General features: G+C 38.5%; 11 protein-coding genes and 1 pseudogene. 10 read left to right on the top strand and 2 right to left on the bottom strand.

Annotated elements, in window-relative coordinates:
• Both O3611_RS03660 and O3611_RS03655 read left to right on the top strand, forming a co-directional pair.
• Positions 1-4,395, top strand: a 4,395-nt coding sequence (locus O3611_RS03660) for a ZmpA/ZmpB/ZmpC family metallo-endopeptidase (protein WP_371607863.1), incomplete at its 5' end; no start/stop codon positions are given.
• A 41-nt stretch (positions 4,396-4,436) separates the two neighbouring features.
• Entirely contained in the window at positions 4,437-10,340 is a 5,904-nt protein-coding gene (locus tag O3611_RS03655) for an SIALI-17 repeat-containing surface protein (RefSeq protein WP_371607862.1), read from the top strand.
• A gap of 50 nt (positions 10,341-10,390) precedes the next feature.
• Here O3611_RS03655 and O3611_RS03650 read toward each other — a convergent pair.
• Positions 10,391-11,693: pseudogene (locus O3611_RS03650) on the bottom strand (transposase).
• Positions 11,694-12,106: 413 nt separating this feature from the next.
• Here O3611_RS03650 and O3611_RS03645 point away from each other — a divergent pair.
• From O3611_RS03645 to sdbB, 6 genes are all read left to right on the top strand, one after another.
• The gene (locus tag O3611_RS03645; RefSeq protein ID WP_153224968.1) at positions 12,107-13,366 is read left to right on the top strand and encodes a UDP-N-acetylglucosamine 1-carboxyvinyltransferase; all 1,260 of its coding nucleotides are present in this window, start codon (positions 12,107-12,109) and stop codon (positions 13,364-13,366) included.
• A 16-nt stretch (positions 13,367-13,382) separates the two neighbouring features.
• Complete coding sequence (locus O3611_RS03640) at positions 13,383-13,934, top strand: GNAT family N-acetyltransferase (RefSeq protein WP_371607861.1); 552 nt, start codon at positions 13,383-13,385, stop codon at positions 13,932-13,934.
• Positions 13,927-15,204 carry a CBS-HotDog domain-containing transcription factor SpxR gene (gene spxR / locus O3611_RS03635; RefSeq protein WP_000033785.1) on the top strand — a complete coding sequence of 426 codons (1,278 nt, stop codon included), beginning with the start codon at positions 13,927-13,929 and terminating at the stop codon, positions 15,202-15,204. Before O3611_RS03640 ends, spxR begins: the two co-directional genes overlap by 8 nt.
• A gap of 14 nt (positions 15,205-15,218) precedes the next feature.
• On the top strand, positions 15,219-16,079 hold the full coding sequence (locus tag O3611_RS03630; RefSeq protein ID WP_049525847.1) for a methionyl aminopeptidase: 861 nt from the start codon (positions 15,219-15,221) through the stop codon (positions 16,077-16,079).
• A 126-nt stretch (positions 16,080-16,205) separates the two neighbouring features.
• The gene (ccdA2, locus tag O3611_RS03625) at positions 16,206-16,913 is read left to right on the top strand and encodes a thiol-disulfide oxidoreductase-associated membrane protein CcdA2 (protein ID WP_371607860.1); all 708 of its coding nucleotides are present in this window, start codon (positions 16,206-16,208) and stop codon (positions 16,911-16,913) included.
• A gap of 12 nt (positions 16,914-16,925) precedes the next feature.
• Positions 16,926-17,486: a thiol-disulfide oxidoreductase-associated lipoprotein SdbB gene (gene sdbB, locus O3611_RS03620; protein WP_371607859.1), complete on the top strand. Its 561-nt coding sequence runs from the start codon at positions 16,926-16,928 to the stop codon at positions 17,484-17,486.
• A gap of 57 nt (positions 17,487-17,543) precedes the next feature.
• On the opposite strand, the gene O3611_RS03615 is transcribed toward sdbB, so the two are convergent.
• A complete protein-coding gene (locus O3611_RS03615; RefSeq protein WP_000176425.1) occupies positions 17,544-18,530 on the bottom strand; it encodes an L-lactate dehydrogenase in 987 nt (328 codons plus the stop codon).
• Between the two features lie 193 nt (positions 18,531-18,723).
• Here O3611_RS03615 and gyrA point away from each other — a divergent pair, with 193 nt between their 5' ends.
• Both gyrA and O3611_RS03605 read left to right on the top strand, forming a co-directional pair.
• A complete protein-coding gene (gene gyrA, locus O3611_RS03610) occupies positions 18,724-21,192 on the top strand; it encodes a DNA gyrase subunit A (RefSeq protein WP_075232434.1) in 2,469 nt (822 codons plus the stop codon).
• A complete protein-coding gene (locus O3611_RS03605) occupies positions 21,192-21,935 on the top strand; it encodes a class A sortase (protein WP_153225724.1) in 744 nt (247 codons plus the stop codon). The genes gyrA and O3611_RS03605 overlap by 1 nt, the downstream gene beginning before the upstream one ends.
• Positions 21,936-22,034 lie beyond the last annotated feature (99 nt).

The raw sequence follows: 22,034 nt of genomic DNA, 5'->3' as shown, positions 1-22,034 counted from the left end.
GAAGCAGTTGTTACTGATAAAGGAGAACCAGAAGTTCAACCTGAATTGCCAGAAGCAGTTATAACAGACAAAGGTAAACCTGAAGTTCAACCTGAACTACCAGAAGCAGTTGTAAGCGATAAAGGCGAACCTGCAATTCAGCCAGAGTTACCAGAAGCTTTAGTAAGTGACAAAGGCGAACCAGAAGTTCAACCTGAATTGCCAGAGGCTGTAATAACCAACAAGGGTGAACCAGCGATCCAGCCAGAGTTACCAGAAGCAGTTGTAAGCGATAAAGGAGAACCAGAAGTTCAACCTGAATTGCCAGAAGCAGTTGTTACTGATAAAGGAGAACCTGAAGTTCACCCAGAGTTACCAGAAGCTGTTGTAACTGATAAAGGTGAGCCTGCAGTCCAACCCGCCTTACCAGAAGCAGTTGTAACTGACAAAGGTGAGCCTGAACAGGTAGATCCACTTCCTGAATATAAGGGGAATATTGAGCAATTAAAACCTGAAACTCCGATTGAGAAGCCGAAAGAAACAGATCCAGAAAAAACACTCGAATTAAGAAATGTTTCTGATGTAGAGCTCTATAGCCAGACGAATGGAATTTATAAACAGCATGTTTCGTTGGATGGTGTTCCAAACAATACAGATACTTACTTTGTCAAGGTAAAATCTTCGGCATTTAAAGATGTCTATCTACCAGTCGCCTCAATAACTGAAGAGGAAAGAAATGGTCAGTCAGTTTATAAAATTACAGCTAAGGCTGAGAAACTCCAGCAAGAGCAGAACAATAAATATGTCGACCATTTCACCTTCTACCTCGATAAGAAGTCTAAAGAGGAAAATACAAACTTTACTTCCTTTAGTAATCTGGTCAAAGCTATAAACCAAAATCTCTCTGGAACCTATCATTTAGCAGCTAGCCTGAATGCTAACGAAGTGGAGCTTGGTCCTGATGATAAATCCTATATCAAGGGAACCTTTACTGGTCAGTTGATTGGAGAAAAAGATGGTAAGAAGTATGCTATCTATAATTTGAAAAAACCTCTGTTTGAAAACTTGAGTGGTGCTACAGTAGAAAAACTGAGTCTAAAAAATGTTACTATTTCAGGGAAAAATGATATTGCTTCACTGGCAAATGAAGCTCAGAATAACACAAAAATTAAGCAAGTTCATGTGGATGGTGTACTCGCCGGTGAACGTGGTATCGGTGGTTTGTTGGCTAAGGCAGACCAATCAAGCATCACAGAGAGTAGTTTCAAGGGAAGAATTGTCAATACCTATGAAACAACTGCTGCCTATAATATCGGTGGCCTGGTCGGTCATTTAACAGGAAAAAATGCGTCTATTGCTAAATCCAAAGCGACAGTAACCATTTCATCCAACACCAATAGTTCAGATCAGACTGTTGGTGGGCTAGCAGGTCTAATAGACCAAGATGCGCATATACAGGATAGCTATGCTGAAGGTGATATCAATAATGTCAAGCACTTTGGTAGAGTCGCGGGTGTAGCAGGATATTTGTGGGATCGAAAAACAAATGAGGAACAGCATGCAGGAAGATTGACCAATGTACTAAGTGATGTCAATGTAACCAACGGGAATGCTATTACCGGTTACCACTACAATGGAATGAAGGTGAAGGATACATTCAGCAGCAAGGCGAACAGAGTATACAATGTCACCTTGGTTAGGGATGAAGTCGTCAGCAAAGAATCCTTTGAAGAAAGAGGAACAATGCTAGATGCTTCTGAAGTGACTAATAAAAAAGCAGAAATCAATCCTCTCACTCCTCCAACAGTGGAGCCCCTTTCAACAAGTGGTAGTAAAGAAAGTGATTTTTCTAAGGTGAAGCATTATCAAGCTAACCGTGCTTTGGTTTATAAGAACATTGAAAAATTGTTACCTTTCTATAACAAGGCGACCATCGTGAAATACGGAAACCTGGTCAAGGAGAACAGTCTCTTATATCAAAAAGAACTCTTGTCCGCAGTTATGATGAAGGATGACCAAGTAATCACAGATATTGTTTCTAACAAACAGACTGCAAATAAACTCTTGCTTCACTATCAGGACCATTCATCTGAGAAGCTCGATCTCAAGTACCAGACTGATTTTGCCAAGCTAGCAGAATATAGTTTAGGGGATACAGGACTCCTCTACACTCCAAATCAATTCTTGTATGACCAAGACTCTATCATTAAGCAAGTCTTACCTGACTTACAAAAGATTGACTATAAGTCGGATACTATCAGAAAGATACTCGGAATTTCCCCAGAGGTCAAGCAAACTGAGCTCTATCTGGAAGACCAGTTCGCCAAAACAAAACAAGATTTGGCAAACAGTTTGAAAAAACTCTTGTCAGCAGATGCTGGACTTGCTGGTGACAACCCAGTTACCAGAGGCTATCTTGTAGATAAAATCAAGAACAATAAGGAAGCCTTACTACTCGGCTTAACTTATTTAGAACGTTGGTATAACTTTAGCTACGGTCAAGTGAATGTCAAAGACCTGGTGATGTATCGTCCAGACTTCTTTGGTAAAGGAAATACTTCACCACTAGATACTCTGATTGAGTTAGGGAAATCAGGATTTAATAATCTGCTTGCTAAAAACAATGTCGATACTTATGCTATCAGTCTTGCCAGCCATCATGGAACGACAGATTTGTTTAGCACGTTGGAAAATTACCGAAAAGTCTTTCTACCAGACAAAACCAATAATGACTGGTTTAAATCACAGACCAAGGCTTACATCGTCGAAGAAAAATCCACTATTGCAGAGGTCAAAGCCAAGCAAGAGCAAGCAGGGACTAAGTATTCTATCGGTGTTTATGACAGAATTACTAGTAGTACTTGGAAATACCGCAATATGGTCTTGCCTCTCCTTACCTTGCCAGAAAGATCTGTATTTGTCATCTCAACCTTGTCTAGCCTAGGATTTGGTGCTTACGATCGCTATCGCAACAGCGATTATAAGGCTGGAGATGAACTCAATAAGTTTGTTGAAGATAATGCGCGTGAAACAGCCAAACGTCAGCGAGATCACTATGATTATTGGTATCGTATTTTAGATAAAGAAGGACGTGAAAAGCTCTATCGTACAATTTTACTTTATGATGCCTATAAGTTTGGAGATGATACAACATCTGGAAAAGCTACAGTTGAGGCTCAGTTTGATAGTACCAATCCGGCGATGAAGAATTTCTTTGGTCCAGTGGGGAATAAAGTAGTTCACAATCACCATGGTGCTTATGCAACTGGAGATGGCGTTTACTATATGTCCTATCGTATGTTAGATAAGGATGGAGCTATCACCTATACCCATGAGATGACACATGATTCAGATCAGGATATTTACCTTGGTGGCTATGGTCGAAGAAGTGGCTTAGGACCGGAGTTCTTCGCAAAAGGCTTATTGCAAGCTCCTGATCAACCAAGTGATGCAACCATTACCATCAACTCTATCTTGAAACATAAAACATCAGATAGTACAGAAGGCCAGCGATTGCAAGTACTTGATCCAACTACAAGATTTAATGACGCAGCAGATCTTCAGAACTACGTCCACAATATGTTTGATGTCGTTTACATGTTGGAATATCTCGAAGGGCAATCTATTGTGAAACAGTTAGATGCTTATCAGAAAATGACGGCTCTGAGAAAAATCGAGAATAAATACGTGAAAGATCCTGCAGATGGAAATGAGGTTTACGCTACTAACGTTGTACAAAATCTGACAGAAGAAGATGCCAAAAAATTGACTACCTTTGATAGTTTAATTAAAAATAATATCTTGTCAGCTCGTGAATATAAGTCTGGGGAATATGAAAGAAACGGTTACTATACGATTAAACTCTTTGCCCCAATCTATTCGGCTCTGAGCAGTAAGGGAACTCCGGGTGATTTGATGGGACGTAGGATTGCTTATGAACTTCTGGCTGCCAAAGGCTTTAAGGATGGAATGGTACCTTATATCTCAAATCAATATGAAAAAGATGCAAAAGCGGCGGGAAGTAAGATTAAGTCTTATGGTAAAGAAGTAGGTTTAGTTACAGATGATCTTGTTTTGAAAAAGGTATTTGAAGGGAAGTATTCTTCTTGGGCGGATTTCAAGAAAGCTATGTACCAAGAACGGGTGGATCAGTTTAGAAACTTGAAAAAGGTGACCTTCAACGATCCAACTAAATCTTGGGCAAGTTTTGCAAGAAAGACGATTCATAGTGTAGAAGAACTGCAGCGATTAATGGACGAAGCTGTCCGTAAGGATGCAGATGAGAATCGTTATTCTTGGGACAACTATAATCCAGAATATGATAGTGCAGTTCATAAGTTAAAGAGAGCAGTGTTTAAGGCCTATCTAAATCAAACTGATGATTTTAGAAGTTCAATTTTTAATAATAAAAAATAGTGTTTACTATTAGGAAATAAAATTAAAGAAGGTGATTACGATTGTCATTATTTAAAAAAGAACGGTTTTCAATCCGAAAAATCTGTGGGATTGTTGGTTCAGTTTTACTCGGAAGCATCTTGGTTGCACCGTCAATCATTCATGCTTCTACATATCATTATGTTGAAAAAAGCGCTCTTACAAAGGAAGAACAAAGCAAGATTCAAGCAGGAATTCCTACTGATAATGAGGTAACTTATGCTCTTATTTATCAGCAGGAAGCTCTTCCTGCGACAGGTTCATCGACTTCTGTGCTTACAGCTTTAGGTCTATTAGCTGTTGGTAGTTTAGTCCTTTTGGTTCATAAAAAGAAAAAAGTTTCTAGTTTGTTCTTAGTTACTACTATCGGACTGATTAGTCTTTCTAGTATGCAAGCTCTCGATATAAGCAATCCTTTGAAAGCTCCAAGTAATGAAGGAGTGGTTCAAATTGCTGGATATCGTTATATTGGATACTTACCCCTTAATGATGATGCAATTTCAGAAATTCAACATAAGAATGAGGGGACAAAAAATGTTCCAGTATCTGAAATTCAAAGTATCCCTAATGAAGCGCCTAAAGCAGAAAAACCAGAACATACAGCACCAGTTGGTGGTAATCTGGTTGAGCCCGAAGTTCATGAGAAACCAGAATATACTGCACCGGTAGGAACAGTTCCTGATATGGCTCCTAAAGCTGAGAAGCGAGCATACACTGAGCCTGTAGGTATGGCTCCAGACGAAGCACCTAAATCAGAGAAACCAGAGTACACTGCACCAGTAGGCACAGTCCCAGACGATGCTCCTAAGTATGAGAAGCCTGACTATACGCAACCAATAGGTACAAACCTTGTAGAACCAGAAGTTCAACCAGCGTTGCCGGAAGCTATTGTGACTGACAAAGGCGAGCCGGAAGTTCAACCGGCATTACCCGAAGCTGTTGTGACTGACAAAGGTGAACCGGAAGTTCAACCAGCGTTACCCGAAGCTGTTGTGACTGACAAAGGCGAACCGGAAGTTCAACCGGCATTACCCGAAGCTGTTGTGACTGACAAAGGTGAGCCGGAAGTTCAACCAGCGTTACCCGAAGCTGTTGTAACTGATAAAGGTGAACCGGAAGTTCAACCAGCGTTACCCGAAGCTGTTGTGACTGACAAAGGCGAGCCGGAAGTTCAACCAGCGTTACCCGAAGCTGTTGTGACTGACAAAGGTGAGCCGGAAGTTCAACCAGCGTTGCCGGAAGCTATTGTGACTGACAAAGGCGAGCCGGAAGTTCAACCAGCGTTACCCGAAGCTGTTGTGACTGACAAAGGTGAGCCGGAAGTTCATGAAAAACCAGCATACACTGAACCGGTAGGCACAGTTCCAGAAGAAGCACCTAAGTCTGAGAAGCCAGAGTACATTGCTTCTGTAGGTACAGTCCCAGACGAAGCGCCTAAGGCTGAGAAACCAGAATATACGGGTTCTGTAGGTACAACAGGAGTAGATGAAACAGGAAACTTAATTGATCCGCCGGTTATTGAAATCTCAGAGTATACTGATCCACTAGCTACAGTTCCTGACGTTGCTCCAGAGAGAGAAGAGCTTCCTGCTTTACATACTGATATTCGTACAGAGACTATTCCTAAAACTATCACAGAAGAATCTGATCCTACCAAATTTATAGGTGATGATTCTGTTAAACAAGTTGGTGAGGACGGCGAACGTCAAATTGTTACTAGCTATGAAGAGTTACATGGCAAAAAAATCAGTGAACCAGTTGAAACCGTAACTGTGTTAAAAGAAATGAAGCCTGAAATTCTTGTAAAAGGTACAAAAGAAAAGCCAAAAGAAAAAACAGCTCCTGTTTTGACTCTGACCACTGTATCTAAGGATGTTTTAGCTAAGTCTGCTACAATTAACTACAATCTAGAAAATCAAGACAATGCTACAATTACACGCATTGTAGCGACTATCAAAGAAGGTGGAAAAATTGTAAAAACGCTTGATTTAAAAATCGATAACTTATCTCAAGTATTAGAGAACTTAGACTATTACAAAGATTATACGATTTCAACCACTATGACTTATGATGTAGGTAAGGGTGCAGAAGTATCGACTTTGGAAGATAAACCTTTACGCTTAGATTTAAAGAAAGTTGAGTTGAAAGATATTGCAAATACCAGTCTCGTACAAGTAAACGAAAGCGGTGTCGAAAGCGATAGTAATCATTTAACATCTCTTCCAAGTAATGTTAACAACTATTACTTAAAAGTAACCTCCAGAGAAAACAAAGTGACTCGTTTAGCAATTGATAAGATTGAAGAGGTCATTGAGGAAGGTAAGCAGCTTTACAAGATAACGGCAAAAGCACCTGACTTAGTTCAACGTGATAAAGACGGTAAGTTAAGAGATACTTACACTTATTATCTTGAAAAACCGAGGGCTACCGAGGATAAGGTTTATTACAACTTCCATGATTTAGCAAAAGATATGCAAGCAAATCCTACCGGTGAGTTTAAACTTGGTGCAGATTTGAATGCAGTTAACGTTAAGCCAGCAGGTAAAGCTTATGTTATGGCTAAGTTTAGAGGTACTTTATCAAGTGTAGAGAATCATCAGTACACGATTCATAACTTAGAAAGACCTTTGTTTAATGAGGCTGAAGGTGCTACACTCAAAAACTTTAACTTAGGTAATGTAAATATAAACATGCCTTGGGCTGATAAAGTTGCACCTATTGGTAATATGTTTAAGAAGTCTACACTTGAGAATATCAAAGTAGTAGGTTCAGTAACAGGAAATAACGATGTAACCGGTGCTGTTAATAAGTTAGACGAAGCTAATATGCGCAATGTAGCTTTTATTGGCAAGATTAACAGTCTTGGAGATAAAGGCTGGTGGTCTGGTGGACTTGTCAGCGAAAGTTGGCGAAGTAACACGGATAGTGTTTATTTTGACGGTGATATTGTAGGTAACAATTCTAAGTTTGGTGGTTTAGTAGCTAAAGTCAATCACGGAAGTAATCAGTGGGATGTTAAACAAAAAGGTCGTTTGACAAATTCTGTTGTTAAAGGTACTATGACTCTGAAAAATCATGGTCAAAGTGGTGGTTTAGTTCACGAAAACTATGACTGGGGTTGGGTTGAGAATAATATTAGTATGATGAAAGTCAATAACGGTGAAATTATGTATGGTTCAGCTTCTATTGACGGTGACCCATACTTTGGTTTTGACTACTTCAAAAATAATTATTATGTAAAAGATGTTGCTACTGGAGAAAGTACCTACAAGCGTTCGAAACAGATTCAGTCTATCTCTCAAGCAGAAGCAGACGCCAAAATCGCTAATATGGGGATTACTGCGAATACCTTCGCTATTCAAGATCCAGTTGTAAACAAGTTAAATCGTATCGTTGATAGAGATTCTGAATATAAAGCGATTCAGGACTACCAAGAAACAAGAAACCTAGCTTATCGAAATTTGGAAAAACTGCAACCATTTTATAACAAAGAGTGGATTGTAAACCAAGGGAATAAGTTAACAGATGAGTCCAATCTTGTTAAGAAAACTGTTCTGTCTGTAACAGGTATGAAAGCAGGGCAATTTGTCACTGATTTATCGGATATTGATAAGATTATGGTTCACTATGCTGATGGTACAAAAGAAGAGTTAACTGTGACCGCTAAAACGAATTCTAAAGTAGCTCAAGTAAAAGAGTATGATGTAGCAGGTCAAAACATTGTCTATACTCCAAATATGGTTATGAAGAATCGTAGCCAGTTAGCAAGCAATATCAAAGAGAAGTTAGCTAGTGTTACCCTACTTTCAGATGAAGTTCGTAGCTTGATGGATAAGCGTGAGAAACCTTGGCAAAATACCCCTGAGAAGAAAACTGAGTACATTAAGGGCTTGTATTTAGAAGAAAGCTTCGAAGAAGTCAAAGGAAACTTAGAAAAACTTGTTAGTCAGATTTTAGAAAATGAAGATCATCAGTTAAACGGTGGGGAAGTAGTCGAGCGTGCTTTACTTAAGAAAGTTGAAGATAACAAAGCTAAAATCATGATGGGGCTGGCCTACTTAAATCAATATTATGGTTTTAAATACGATGAGTTATCAATTAAAGATATTATGATGTTTAAACCTGATTTTTATGGTAAGAATGTTAATGTTTTAGATTTCTTAATCAAAATTGGTTCAAGTGAAAGAAATGTTAAAGGAGATAGAACTTTAGAAGCTTATCGTGAAACTATAGGTGGAACAATTGGAATAAATGAATTAAATGGATTCTTACATTACAATATGAAGCTATTCACTAACCATACAGATATAAATGACTGGTTTAAGAAAGCTATTGAAAAGAACGCGTATGTAGTTGAACAACCATCAACGAACCCTGCATTTGCTAACAAAAAATATCGTCTATACGAAGGAATTAATAATGGGCAGCATGGGCGCATGATTTTACCTCTTCTTAATTTGAAAAATGCACATCTATTTATGATTTCAACGTATAATTCAATTTCATTCGGTGCATTTGAAAAATACAACAAAAATACTGAAGAAGAACGTGAAGCCTTTAAAAAAGAGATTAATCTACGTGCCAAAGAGCAAGTTAATTACTTAGATTTTTGGTCACGTCTTGCTACTGATAATGTACGCGATAAACTTCTTAAGAGTCAAAATGTAGTTCCAACTCCTGTATGGGATAATCATAATGCTCCAGGTGGCTGGCCTGACAGATTCGGACATAGAAATGGAAAATCAGACTATACTCCAGTCAGGGAATTCTTTGGTCGTATTGGGAAGTATCATGAGTATAAGTATGGCTATGGAGCCTATGCTTACATCTTTGCTGATCCACAACCTATGGATGCTGTATATTTTGTTATGTCGGATTTAATAAGTGAATACGGCACATCTGCCTTTACACATGAAACTACCCACGTAAATGACCGCATGGCATATTTGGGTGGTCATAGACATCGACAAGGTACAGACCTTGAAGCATTTGCTCAGGGTATGTTACAAACTCCAGCACAACACGGACATCAAGGTGAATACGGTGCACTTGGATTAAATATGGCATTTGAACGTCAAAATGATGGTAACCAATGGTACAACTATAATCCTAACAAGCTGGATTCGCGTGAAACTATAGATAAATACATGAAGAACTACAATGAAGCTATGATGATGCTTGATTATGCTGAAGCTGAAGCTGTTCTTCCTAAGGTTAAAGGTGACAATAGTAAGTGGTTCAAGAAAATTGACCGTGAAATACGTCGACCAATGGATAGAAATAAACTAAGTGGTCCTCACCAATGGGACAAAGTGCGTGACTTGACAGACGCTGAGAAAATAACCAATCTTGAAACCATTGATGATTTGGTAAATAACAATTTTATGACTATTCACGGAAATCCAGGCAATAAAGTCTTCCACCCAGAAGATTTTGGTACGGCTTATGTCAATGTCAATATGATGGCTGGTATTTACGGTGGTAATACAAGCCAAGGAGCACCAGGTTCATTATCATTCAAACATAATGCCTTCCGTATGTGGGGGTACTATGGATATGAACATGGATTCATTGACTATGTTTCAAGCAAACATCAAGGTGCTGCTGATAAAGAAAATAAAGGTCTTTTAGGCGATGATTTCATTATCAAGAAAGTATCTGGAGACAAATTCAAGACACTTGAAGAGTGGAAGAGACATTGGTATCATGATGTGAAAGTCAGAGCTGAAAAAGGATTCACAGAGATTACAATTGATGGACAAACCATCCACAATTATAATGAACTCAAAGCCTTGTTCGACAAAGCGGTCACAGAAGACCTCAAGAAGGCTGGAAACTACTCAAATACTGAAAATTTGAAATCTAAAGTCTTTAAATCCCTTCTAAAAAACACAGATGGTTTCTTAAATCCATTGTTTAAAATATAAAAGGGACAAGTTTTTTGGCTCTTTGTCAACTGTAGTGGGTTGAAGAAAAGCTAATCTCGAGAAAGGACAAATTTCGTCCTTTCTTTTTTGATGTTCAGAGCGATAAAAATGCGTTTTTTGAAGTTTTCAAAGTTCTGACAACCAAAGGCATTGCGTTTAATAAGTTTGATTAGATTATTAGTGGCTTCCAGTTTGGCGTTAGAATAGGGTAGTTGAAGAGCGTTGACAGTTTTCTCTTTGTCCTTTAGAAAGGTTTTAAAGACAGTCTGAAAAAGAGGATGAACCAGCTTTAGATTGTCCTCAATGAGTCCAAAGAATTTCTTCGGCTCCTTATTCTGAAAGTGGAAAAGCAAGAGTTGATAGAGATGATAGTGATGTTTCAAGTCTTCGGAATAGCTCAAAAGCTTGTTTAGGATTTCCTTATTGGTTAAATGCATACGAAAAGTAGGGCGATAAAAACGTTTATCACTCAGTTTACGACTATCCTGATTGATTCATAATTTGGACACGAATACGGCTCATAGCACGGCTAAGATGTTGGAGTAAAACAGTCCAGTGGACTGTTTTAGCCTGAGTTTAGAAATATAAAAACGAAGGGTGAAAGCAATCCGACACAATTTTAGAGTACGGGAGTGAAACAGTCTGGGAGACTGTTTCAGCCTGAGCCTAGAAATTCGAAAGCGAAGTTGTCTAGTCAAGTCATAATAAGGGATAAACATATCCATAGTAATGATTTTGACAGAACTCTCATATTTAAGAAAATGATTTCGGATGATGGATTGTGTTCTACCTTCCAGAACTGTGATGATATTGAGATTGTCAAAATCTTGAGAAATGAAACTCATCTTCATCTCTCGATTGAAACAGTCACTCCCCTGACTATTTCAACGTCCCAAGATATAATCTCAGGAAGGCGATCATGCTTAAAACGGAAGTCATTGAGCTTGCGAATGACAGTTGAAGTTGAAATAGAAAGCTGATGGGCAATGTCAGTCATAGAAGCCTATTCAATCAACTTTTGAGCAATTTTTGGTTGATAATACGAGGGATTTGGTGATTTTTCTTAACGATAGAAGTCTCAGCGACCATCATTTTTGAGCGATGATAGCACTTGAATCGACGCTTTTTCAGAAGAATTCTAGTAGGCATACCAGTTGTTTCGAGGTAAGGAATTTTCGACGGTTTTTGAAAATCATATTTCTTCATTTGATTTCCGCAATCAGGACAAGATGGGGCGTCATAGTCCAGTTTAGCAATAATTTCCTTGTGTATATCTCTATTAACAACATCCATAATTTGAATATTAGGGTCTTTAACGTCTGGTAATTTTGTGATAAAATATAATTGTTCCATATGATTCTTTCTAATGATGGTTTCGGCGCTTTTCATTATAGATCTTATGGGACTTTTTTTGTTTTGGTACCCAGAATGATTTTTATGTAAAATTTTTGTACAAAATCATCGGATTAATTTCTTATTTTATAAAAGTTGAATACTAACGCATATACTTATAAAGCAAGTCTTTCTTTAACAAATCACTAACTAAAAATGTGCAGTAATTATTTTATTATAAGCTTTAAAAATACAGGTGAGGAAGATTTTTACTAGCTTTGATAAGTATGATAATTCTAACTGATATAAACAAAGTTATCGTATTAAATATCAAGATAGTTCTGGGCTTAATTTTTTTATAGGATTGGCTATTAGTAAGAAATATGGTATAATATAGGGTGAGACCTTCTTAATAAATAGTGAAAGAGTATAAAATGAAAAAAATTGTCATTAACGGTGGGAGACCATTGAAAGGTGAAATTACGATTAGTGGCGCTAAAAATAGTGTCGTTGCCTTGATTCCTGCCATTATTTTATCAGATGATGTTGTGATTTTGGATTGTGTTCCAGACATCTCTGATGTAGCTAGTCTTATTGAGATTATGGAGATCATGGGAGCTAGTGTCAAGCGTTATGACGATGTTCTTGAGATTGATCCTCGTGGTGTTCAAAATAAACCAATGCCTTATGGTAAAATTAATAGCTTGCGTGCGTCTTATTATTTCTATGGTAGTCTTTTAGGACGTTTTGGTGAAGCAACTGTAGGTTTGCCTGGAGGGTGTGACCTAGGACCACGTCCGATTGATTTGCATTTAAAAGCATTTGAAGCTATGGGAGCTAAGACAACCTACGAGGGAGATAATATGAATCTCTCAACCCAAGGATCAAGTCTACATGGTGCACATATCTATATGGATACTGTTAGTGTTGGTGCAACAATCAATACGATGCTAGCAGCAGTAAAAGCTAAAGGTCGAACAGTTATTGAAAATGCTGCTCGCGAACCTGAAATCATTGATGTGGCTACATTATTAAACAATATGGGAGCTCACATTCGTGGAGCAGGTACGGATATGATTACAATCGATGGTGTGGATAGCTTGCACGGAACACGTCACCAAGTCATCCCAGACCGTATTGAAGCAGGTACATATATTTCAATGGCAGCTGCAGTAGGTCATGGGATTCGAATTAATAATGTACTTTATGAGCATTTAGAAGGATTTATTGCTAAACTTGAAGAAATGGGTGTTCACATGACTATTTCTGAAGACAGTATTTTCGTCGAAGAGCAAACAAATCTAAAGGCTGTTAATATCAAAACAGCTCCTTATCCAGGTTTCGCAACAGATCTTCAACAGCCTATTACTCCTTTGTTATTAAAAGCAGAAGGTCGTGGCACATTGATTGATACAATCTATGAAAAACGTGTCAACCATGTTTTTGAATTAGCCAAAATGAATGCAGATATTTCAACAACAAACGACCACATCCTTTATAAGGGTGGAAATCCTTTGCAGGGTGCAAAAGTTAAGGCGACAGACCTACGTGCTGGAGCTGCCTTGGTTATTGCTGGCTTGATGGCTGAAGGAAAAACAGAGATTACCAATGTAGAATTTATCCTTCGAGGCTACTCGAATATTATCGAAAAATTGCGTAATCTTGGAGCAGATATTGAGCTAATCGAAGATTAGCACTTTGAGGATTGCAATGAATATCTGGACTAAATTAGCAAAATTTTCTTTCTATGAGACGGAACGTTTATATTTCCGTCCCTTCTTTTTTACGGATGTAAATGATTTTCATCAACTTGCATCAGATCCTGAAAATCTTCAATTTATCTTTCCTGCACAAGCAAGTATTGAAGAAAGTCAGTATGCTCTTGCCAATTATTTTATGAAATCACCTTTGGGGATTTGGGCTATTTGTGATAAAAAAGAGCAACGAATGATTGGAGCTATCAAGTTTGAAAAACTTGATGAAATTAAGAAAGAAGCTGAAATTGGCTATTTTTTAAAGAAAGACTATTGGTCTCAGGGTTATATGACTGAAGCAGTTACCAAATTACGAGATTTATCCATGAACGAGTTTGCATTGAAGCAACTTTCGATTGTGACACATCTAGAAAATGTTGCTAGTCAGAAAGTAGCAGAAAAATCAAATTTTGTTCTTTATCGTCGTTTTAAAGGTAGCGATCGTTATACCCGAAAGATGCGGGATTATCTAGAATTCCGTTATACAAAAGGAAATCTAAATGAGTAAACACCAAGAAATATTAGCCTACTTGGAAGAATTACCAGTTGGGAAGCGTGTCAGTGTTCGTAGTATTTCAAATCGGCTGGGAGTAAGTGATGGTACAGCATATCGGGCTATCAAAGAAGCTGAAAATAGAGGACTTGTTGAAACACGTCCTCGAAGTGGAACAGTGCGTGTAAAGTCAAAAAAAGTAGCTATTGAGAAATTAACGTTCGCAGAAATTGCAGAAGTTACAGGCTCAGAAGTTTTAGCTGGTCAAGCTGGATTAGATAGAGAATTTAGTAAATTCTCCATTGGAGCGATGACTGAAAAGAATATTCTTTCTTATCTTCATGATGGCGGCTTACTTATCGTAGGAGATCGAACACGTATTCAGTTATTAGCACTTGAAAATGAAAATGCTGTCTTGGTAACAGGTGGATTTGAAGTTCATGAAGACGTTTTGAACCATGCTAATAAAAAAAATATTCCAGTATTACGCAGTAAGCATGATACATTTACAATTGCGACTATGATCAACAGAGCTTTGTCCAACGTTCAGATCAAGACAGATATTTTGACGGTTGAAAAAATCTATCGTACTAGTCATGAATATGGATTTCTACAGGAAACGGATACTGTCAAAGATTATCTAGACTTGGTTCGTAAGAATAGAACGAGCCGTTTCCCTGTCATCAATCAGCATCAGGTCGTTGTTGGTGTAGTTACTATGCGTGATGCTGGAGATAAATCACCTGGTACAACGATAGATAAGGTCATGACAAGAACTGTCTATATGACCGGCTTAGCCACGAATATCGCTAACGTTAGCCAGAGAATGATTGCTGAAGACTTTGAAATGGTACCTGTTGTGAGAAGTAATCAAACTTTACTTGGTGTTATTACTAGACGGGATGTCATGGAAAAGATGAGCCGCTCTCAAGTTTCAGCATTACCAACATTTTCAGAACAGGTTGGTCAGAAGTTATCTTACCACCATGATGAAGTTGTCATTACGGTTGAACCATTTATGTTGGAAAAAAATGGAGTCCTTGCAAATGGAGTTCTTTCAGAAATTTTGACCCATATGACGCAGGATCTGGTCGTGAATAGCGGACGTAATCTCATCATTGAACAGATGTTGATTTACTTTTTACAAGCTGTTCAGATTGATGATATCTTGCGAATTCAGGCTAGAATTATTCATCATACGAGAAGGTCAGCCATTATCGACTATGATATTTATATCAATCATCAAATCGTATCAAAAGCAAATGTTACTGTAAAAATTAATTAAAACTAGGAGAAAACATGATTACATTAAAATCAGCTAGAGAAATCGAAGCAATGGATAAGGCTGGCGATTTTCTTGCCAGTATTCACATCGGTTTGCGTGACATCATCAAACCAGGTGTAGATATGTGGGAAGTAGAAGAATATGTGCGTCGTCGTTGTAAAGAAGAGAATTTCCTTCCACTACAGATTGGTGTTGATGGGGCAATGATGGATTATCCATACGCAACTTGTTGTTCGCTTAATGACGAAGTAGCCCATGCTTTTCCACGCCACTATATTTTGAAGGAAGGCGATTTGCTGAAAGTTGATATGGTCCTTGGTGGGCCAATCGCTAAGTCTGACCTCAATGTTTCTAAACTAAATTTTAACAACGTTGAGCAGATGAAAAAATATACTCAAAACTTTACGGGCGGCTTGGCAGATTCTTGTTGGGCTTACGCTGTTGGAAAACCGTCAGAAGAAGTAAAAAACTTAATGGACGTGACCAAGGAAGCTATGTACATTGGTATTGAAAAAGCCGTTGTAGGAAACCGTATTGGAGATATTGGAGCTGCTATTCAGGAATATGCTGAAAGCCGTGGTTACGGAGTTGTTCGTGATCTTGTAGGACACGGTGTTGGTCCAACTATGCATGAAGAACCAATGGTGCCTAACTATGGTATCGCAGGTCGTGGTCTCCGCCTTCGTGAAGGTATGGTTTTGACAATCGAACCAATGATTAATACAGGTGATTGGGAAATCGATACAGATATGAAAACAGGATGGGCTCACAAAACTATCGATGGTGGACTATCATGTCAGTACGAGCATCAGTTTGTTATTACTAAAGATGGGCCTGTAATCTTGACAAGTCAAGGTGAAGAGGGAACTTATTAATCAAAAAAGGAGCTGAGCTCCTTTTTTGATTCTTTCAAGTTGAAAATAAATTTGCGTAGCAGATATCTTACAAACGTTTTCTTTTATAGTAAAATAAAAGATGACTATATGAAAGAAGGTTCTTAATTGGAAAGTATTTTATTTTTTATTTCTGTCTTTATAGCTGGGGTCTTGTCATTCTTTTCTCCCTGTATCTTTCCCTTGTTACCAGTCTACGCAGGTGTTCTGCTAGATGATCAAGAGGAATCAAAGACATTTCATTTTTGGGGTAAAGATGTTGCCTGGTCAGGATTGATTCGTACCCTCTGTTTTATTGCTGGTATCTCTCTCATTTTCTTTATTCTTGGATTTGGAGCAGGATTCCTTGGGAATTTACTTTATGCTGACTGGTTCCGTTATGTCATGGGAATCATGATTATCATACTGGGATTGCATCAGATGGAAATTCTTCATCTACAAAAATTAGAGGTACAAAAAACAGTAACATTTAAGCAAAAACAGTCTAGTAAATATCTCTCAGCCTTTTTACTGGGGATCAGCTTCAGCTTTGGCTGGACTCCATGTATAGGCCCAGTTTTAAGTTCTGTTTTAGCACTGGCTGCTTCAGGAGGAAATGGAGCTCTTCAGGGGGCCTTATTGACCCTCATTTACACTCTTGGAATGGCACTTCCATTTTTATTTCTGGCCTTGGCATCAGGTCTTGTCATGCCTTATTTTAGTAGAATCAAATCCCACATACTTTTATTGAAGAAGATTGGTGGTTTATTGATCATTCTCATGGGAATTTTATTAATGTTGGGACAGTTAAATGTCTTATCTGGAATATTAGGATAAAAGGAGTTATCTATGAAAAAAATTATCTATTTTGGACTTAGTTTCTTGTCTCTCTTTCTTCTGATTGCTTGTGGCAAGGAAGAGAAAAAATCAAGTCCACAAAATCAATCAAATCAGACACAACAAGCTCCTGTGAAGCAAGTAGCTATTGGAGCAGAAGCACCTGATTTCACCCTTCAATCGATGGATGGAAAAGAAGTCAAATTATCTGATTTTAAAGGTAAGAAAGTTTATCTTAAATTTTGGGCATCTTGGTGTGGACCATGTAAGAAAAGTATGCCAGAATTGATGGAGCTTGCTGCTAAAGAAGATCGCGATTTCGAAATTTTATCTGTCATTGCGCCAGGGCTTCAAGGTGAAAAAACTGTAGATCAATTTCCAAAGTGGTTTGAAGAACAAGGTTATAAAGACATCCCTGTTTTATATGATACAAAAGGAGCTGTTTTTCAAGATTATCAAATTCGAAGCATCCCTACAGAGTATCTAATTGATTCACAGGGTAAAATTGCTAAGATTCAATTAGGTGCGATTAGTAACGCAGATGCAGAAGCAGCTTTTGCTCAAATGAAATAATGTAATGAAATATAAAAATGTCTAGACAAACCGTCTAGACATTTTTTCTAACTTAAATTAGTTTTTTGAAGCTGCTTGGAATTCAGGGTTTTTCCAAGCTTCATCAATAATAGCTTGCAATTCTTTTGCTGAAGCTTGCATTTTTTGAGTTTCAGCATCGTTCAATGGGATGTTAACTGGACGAACAATACCGTGTGCACCAACGATAGCTGGTTGACCGATAAAGACGTTTTCAACTCCGTATTGACCTTCTTGGAATACTGAAAGTGGAAGAACAGCATTTTCATCATCAAGGATAGCTTTTGTAATACGAGCAAGGGCTACTGCGATACCATAGTATGTTGCACCTTTTTTGTTGATGATTGAGTAAGCAGCATCACGAACTGAGATGAAGAGTTCTACAAGGTCAGCTTCATCCAAGTCACGGTTAGCTTGCAACCATTGTTCCAATTTTACACCGGCAACGTTAGCGTGTGACCAAACAGCAAACTCAGAGTCACCGTGTTCACCCATGATGTAGGCGTGAACTGAACGAGCATCAACGCCGATTTTTTCAGCAAGTGCTTGACGGAAACGAGCTGAGTCAAGTGAAGTACCTGAACCGATAACACGTTCTTTAGGGAAACCTGAGAATTTCCAAGTTGAGTAAGTCAAAACGTCAACTGGGTTAGCTGCAACAAGGAAGATACCGTCGAAACCAGAAGCAACAACTTGTTCAACGATTGATTTGTTGATAGCAAGGTTTTTACCAACAAGGTCAAGACGAGTTTCACCTGGTTTTTGTGGAGCACCAGCAGTGATAACTACAAGGTCAGCGTCCGCACAGTCTTCATACTTAGCTGCATAAATTTTCTTAGGTGAAGTAAAAGCAAGCGCGTGGCTAAGGTCTTCAGCATCACCAACAGCTTTTTCAAACAATTGAGGAATTTCAATGATACCAAGTTCTTGTGCAATTCCTTGGTTAACAAGAGCAAAAGCGTATGATGATCCTACGGCACCGTCACCGACAAGGATAACTTTTTTGTGTTGTTTAGTTAATGTCATTTGTCTAAACATCTCCTTCATTTTTTAAGGGCTTCCCCCGTTTAGTTTCATTCTATCACTTTTAAATAGCTTTGTCACGGATATAACATCCACTTGGCCATGTAAACGTTTTAGTCGGATTGGAAGACTGAAATCTAGGTCAAACTATGGTATAATATATCTAGTTACTAATAGTGAAATGAGGCATTTGTTAATGCAAGATAAAAATTTAGTGAATGTCAATCTGACAAAGGAGATGAAGACCAGCTTTATCGACTACGCCATGAGTGTTATCGTATCGCGGGCCCTTCCTGATGTTCGAGATGGGTTGAAACCAGTTCATCGTCGTATTCTATACGGTATGAACGAATTGGGTGTGACACCAGATAAACCTCATAAGAAATCTGCCCGTATTACAGGGGATGTCATGGGTAAATACCACCCGCACGGTGACTCATCTATCTACGAAGCTATGGTTCGTATGGCGCAATGGTGGAGTTACCGTTACATGCTTGTAGATGGGCATGGGAACTTTGGTTCCATGGATGGTGATGGTGCCGCAGCTCAGCGTTATACCGAAGCACGTATGAGTAAGATTGCTCTTGAAATGCTTCGTGACATCAATAAAAATACCGTTGATTTTGTTGATAACTATGATGCCAATGAACGTGAACCTGTTGTTTTACCAGCTCGTTTTCCAAATCTTTTGGTCAATGGAGCTACAGGTATCGCTGTTGGTATGGCGACTAATATTCCGCCACATAACTTGGGTGAAACCATTGATGCTGTTAAGTTAGTGATGGATAATCCAGAAGTCACAACCAAGGAATTAATGGAAGTTCTTCCTGGTCCAGATTTCCCAACTGGTGCCCTTGTTATGGGGAAATCAGGTATTCATAAGGCCTACGAAACTGGTAAAGGATCGATTGTGCTTCGTTCTCGTACTGAAATCGAAGAAACTAAGACTGGTCGCGAACGTATCGTTGTAACAGAATTTCCATACATGGTCAACAAGACTAAAGTCCATGAACATATTGTGCGTTTAGTTCAAGAAAAACGTATCGAAGGAATTACAGCTGTTCGTGATGAATCAAACCGTGAGGGAGTTCGCTTTGTTATCGAAGTGAAGCGTGATGCGTCAGCCAATGTTATCTTGAACAACTTGTTCAAGATGACTCAAATGCAAACTAGCTTTGGATTTAACATGCTGGCTATCCAGAATGGTGTACCAAAGATTCTTTCTCTTCGTCAAATCTTGGATGCCTATATTGAGCACCAAAAAGAAGTGGTGACTCGTCGTACTCAATTTGACAAAGAGAAAGCTGAAGCGCGTGCACACATCTTAGAAGGTTTGTTGATTGCTCTGGACCACATCGACGAAGTCATTCGTATCATCCGTGCCAGTGAAACGGATGCAGAAGCCCAAGCTGAATTGATGAGCAAGTTCAAGTTATCTGAACGTCAAAGTCAGGCAATTCTTGATATGCGTCTCCGTCGATTGACAGGTTTGGAGCGTGACAAGATTCAGTCAGAATATGATGAGCTTATTGCCTTGATTGCTGACTTGGCAGACATTCTTGCAAAACCAGAACGCGTAGCGCAAATTATCAAGGAAGAATTGGATGAGGTCAAACGTAAGTTTGGCGATCCACGTCGTACTGAGTTGATGGTTGGTGAAGTCTTGACTCTTGAAGATGAAGACTTGATTGAAGAGTCTGATGTCCTTATCACTCTATCAAATAAAGGTTATATCAAACGTTTGGACCAAGACGAATTTACAGCTCAAAAACGTGGTGGACGTGGCGTTCAAGGAACTGGAGTTAAGGACGATGACTTTGTGCGTGAATTGGTTTCAACCAGCACTCACGATCATTTGCTATTCTTCACCAATAAAGGACGTGTTTATCGTCTTAAGGGATATGAAATTCCAGAATACGGTCGTACAGCCAAAGGGTTGCCAGTTGTCAATCTTTTGAAACTGGATGAAGGTGAAAGCATTCAAACCATTATCAATGTTGAATCAGAACGTAGTGATGATGCTTATCTCTTCTTTACAACTCGCGCAGGTATTGTCAAAAGAACCAGTGTCAAAGAATTTGCCAACATTCGTCAAAATGGTCTCAAAGCCTTAAATCTGAAAGATGAGGATGAGTTGATTAATGTCTTACTAACTGAAAAAGACACAGATATCATCATCGGAACCAGATTAGGCTATGCAGTTCGTTTCAGTCAGTCTTCAGTTCGTAGCATGAGTCGTATTGCCACTGGTGTTAAAGGGGTAAACCTTCGTGAAGGTGATGCTGTAGTTGGAGCAAGGGTGATTACTGACCAAGATGAAGTCCTTATCATTACTGAGAAAGGATACGGTAAGCGCACAGTTGCGACTGAATATCCAACAAAAGGGCGTGCCGGTAAGGGAATGAAAACAGCCAATGTTACTGAAAAAAATGGTCCTCTGGCTGGTCTCTTAACAGTAAAAGGGGATGAAGATCTGATGATTATCACTGACACAGGTGTCATGATTCGAACCAATGTTGCCAATATTTCACAAACGGGACGTTCAACTATGGGAGTAAAAGTGATGCGTCTAGATCAAGATGCTAAGATTGTGACTTTTACAAGTGTTGCAGCAGCAGAAAAAGAAGAAGTTGGGGCAGAACAGGAAACAGAAAGTGAAGCATAATGTCTAAAAAAATCAATAAAAAGAAAAATAAACGAAAAAATCTGTTGATCAATATATTGGCAGGATTTCTGATACTGCTATCAATCGCTTTGATTTTTAACGCTAAAATCCGTGATATTTTTATGGTTTGGAATACTAATAAGTACCAAGTAAGTCAGGTATCAAAAGAAAAATTAGAAGAAAATCAGGATACAGAAGGAAATTTTGATTTCGATTCAGTGAAGGCTATCTCATCTGAAGCGGTTTTATCTTCGCAGTGGGATGCCCAACAACTTCCTGTTATTGGTGGAATTGCCATTCCTGAAGTAGAGATTAACCTACCTATCTTTAAAGGTTTAGATAATGTGAACTTGTTCTATGGGGCAGGAACCATGAAACCAAATCAAAAAATGGGAGAGGGAAATTATTCTCTCGCTAGTCACCATATTTTTACAGCTGAAAATGCCAGTCAGATGCTCTTTTCACCTTTGGTCAATGCCAAAGAAGGGATGAAAATTTATTTGACTGATAAGGAAAAGGTTTATACCTATGTCATTCGTGAAGTCAAACACGTTACACCTGACCGCGTTGATGAAATAGAAGACCGTGAGGGAATCAAAGAAATTACCTTGGTAACCTGTGTAGACTACAATGCCACAGAACGGATTATCGTGAAGGGAGATTTCAAAGAAGTGAAACCTTATGCAGAAACTCCATCAGATATCTTAGAAGCCTTTAATAAGCCTTATAAACAAAGATATTAAGAGATAAGATTAATAAAAAAGGTTTGCTAGTATTAGCGAACCTTTTTCTTGTCAATTTCAGAAAATAGATAGGAAAAAGACTTTTCAATTTTGGTAAAA

It is taken from the genome of Streptococcus sp. 27098_8_91 (assembly GCF_041432385.1).
In the GTDB taxonomy this organism is placed as follows: Bacteria; Bacillota; Bacilli; order Lactobacillales; family Streptococcaceae; genus Streptococcus.
This window is presented reverse-complemented; position numbering and strand designations above follow the sequence as displayed.

Excerpts from the sequence above, each read along its gene's own strand:
- O3611_RS03640 (WP_371607861.1), top strand. The coding sequence starts at position 13,383 with ATGAATATCTGGACTAAATTAGCAAAATTTTCTTTCTATGAGACGGAA.
- O3611_RS03645 (WP_153224968.1), top strand. The coding sequence starts at position 12,107 with ATGAAAAAAATTGTCATTAACGGTGGGAGACCATTGAAAGGTGAAATT.
- gyrA (WP_075232434.1), top strand. The coding sequence starts at position 18,724 with ATGCAAGATAAAAATTTAGTGAATGTCAATCTGACAAAGGAGATGAAG.
- O3611_RS03630 (WP_049525847.1), top strand. The coding sequence starts at position 15,219 with ATGATTACATTAAAATCAGCTAGAGAAATCGAAGCAATGGATAAGGCT.
- sdbB (WP_371607859.1), top strand. The coding sequence starts at position 16,926 with ATGAAAAAAATTATCTATTTTGGACTTAGTTTCTTGTCTCTCTTTCTT.
- O3611_RS03615 (WP_000176425.1), bottom strand. The coding sequence starts at position 18,530 with ATGACATTAACTAAACAACACAAAAAAGTTATCCTTGTCGGTGACGGT.
- O3611_RS03605 (WP_153225724.1), top strand. The coding sequence starts at position 21,192 with ATGTCTAAAAAAATCAATAAAAAGAAAAATAAACGAAAAAATCTGTTG.
- spxR (WP_000033785.1), top strand. The coding sequence starts at position 13,927 with ATGAGTAAACACCAAGAAATATTAGCCTACTTGGAAGAATTACCAGTT.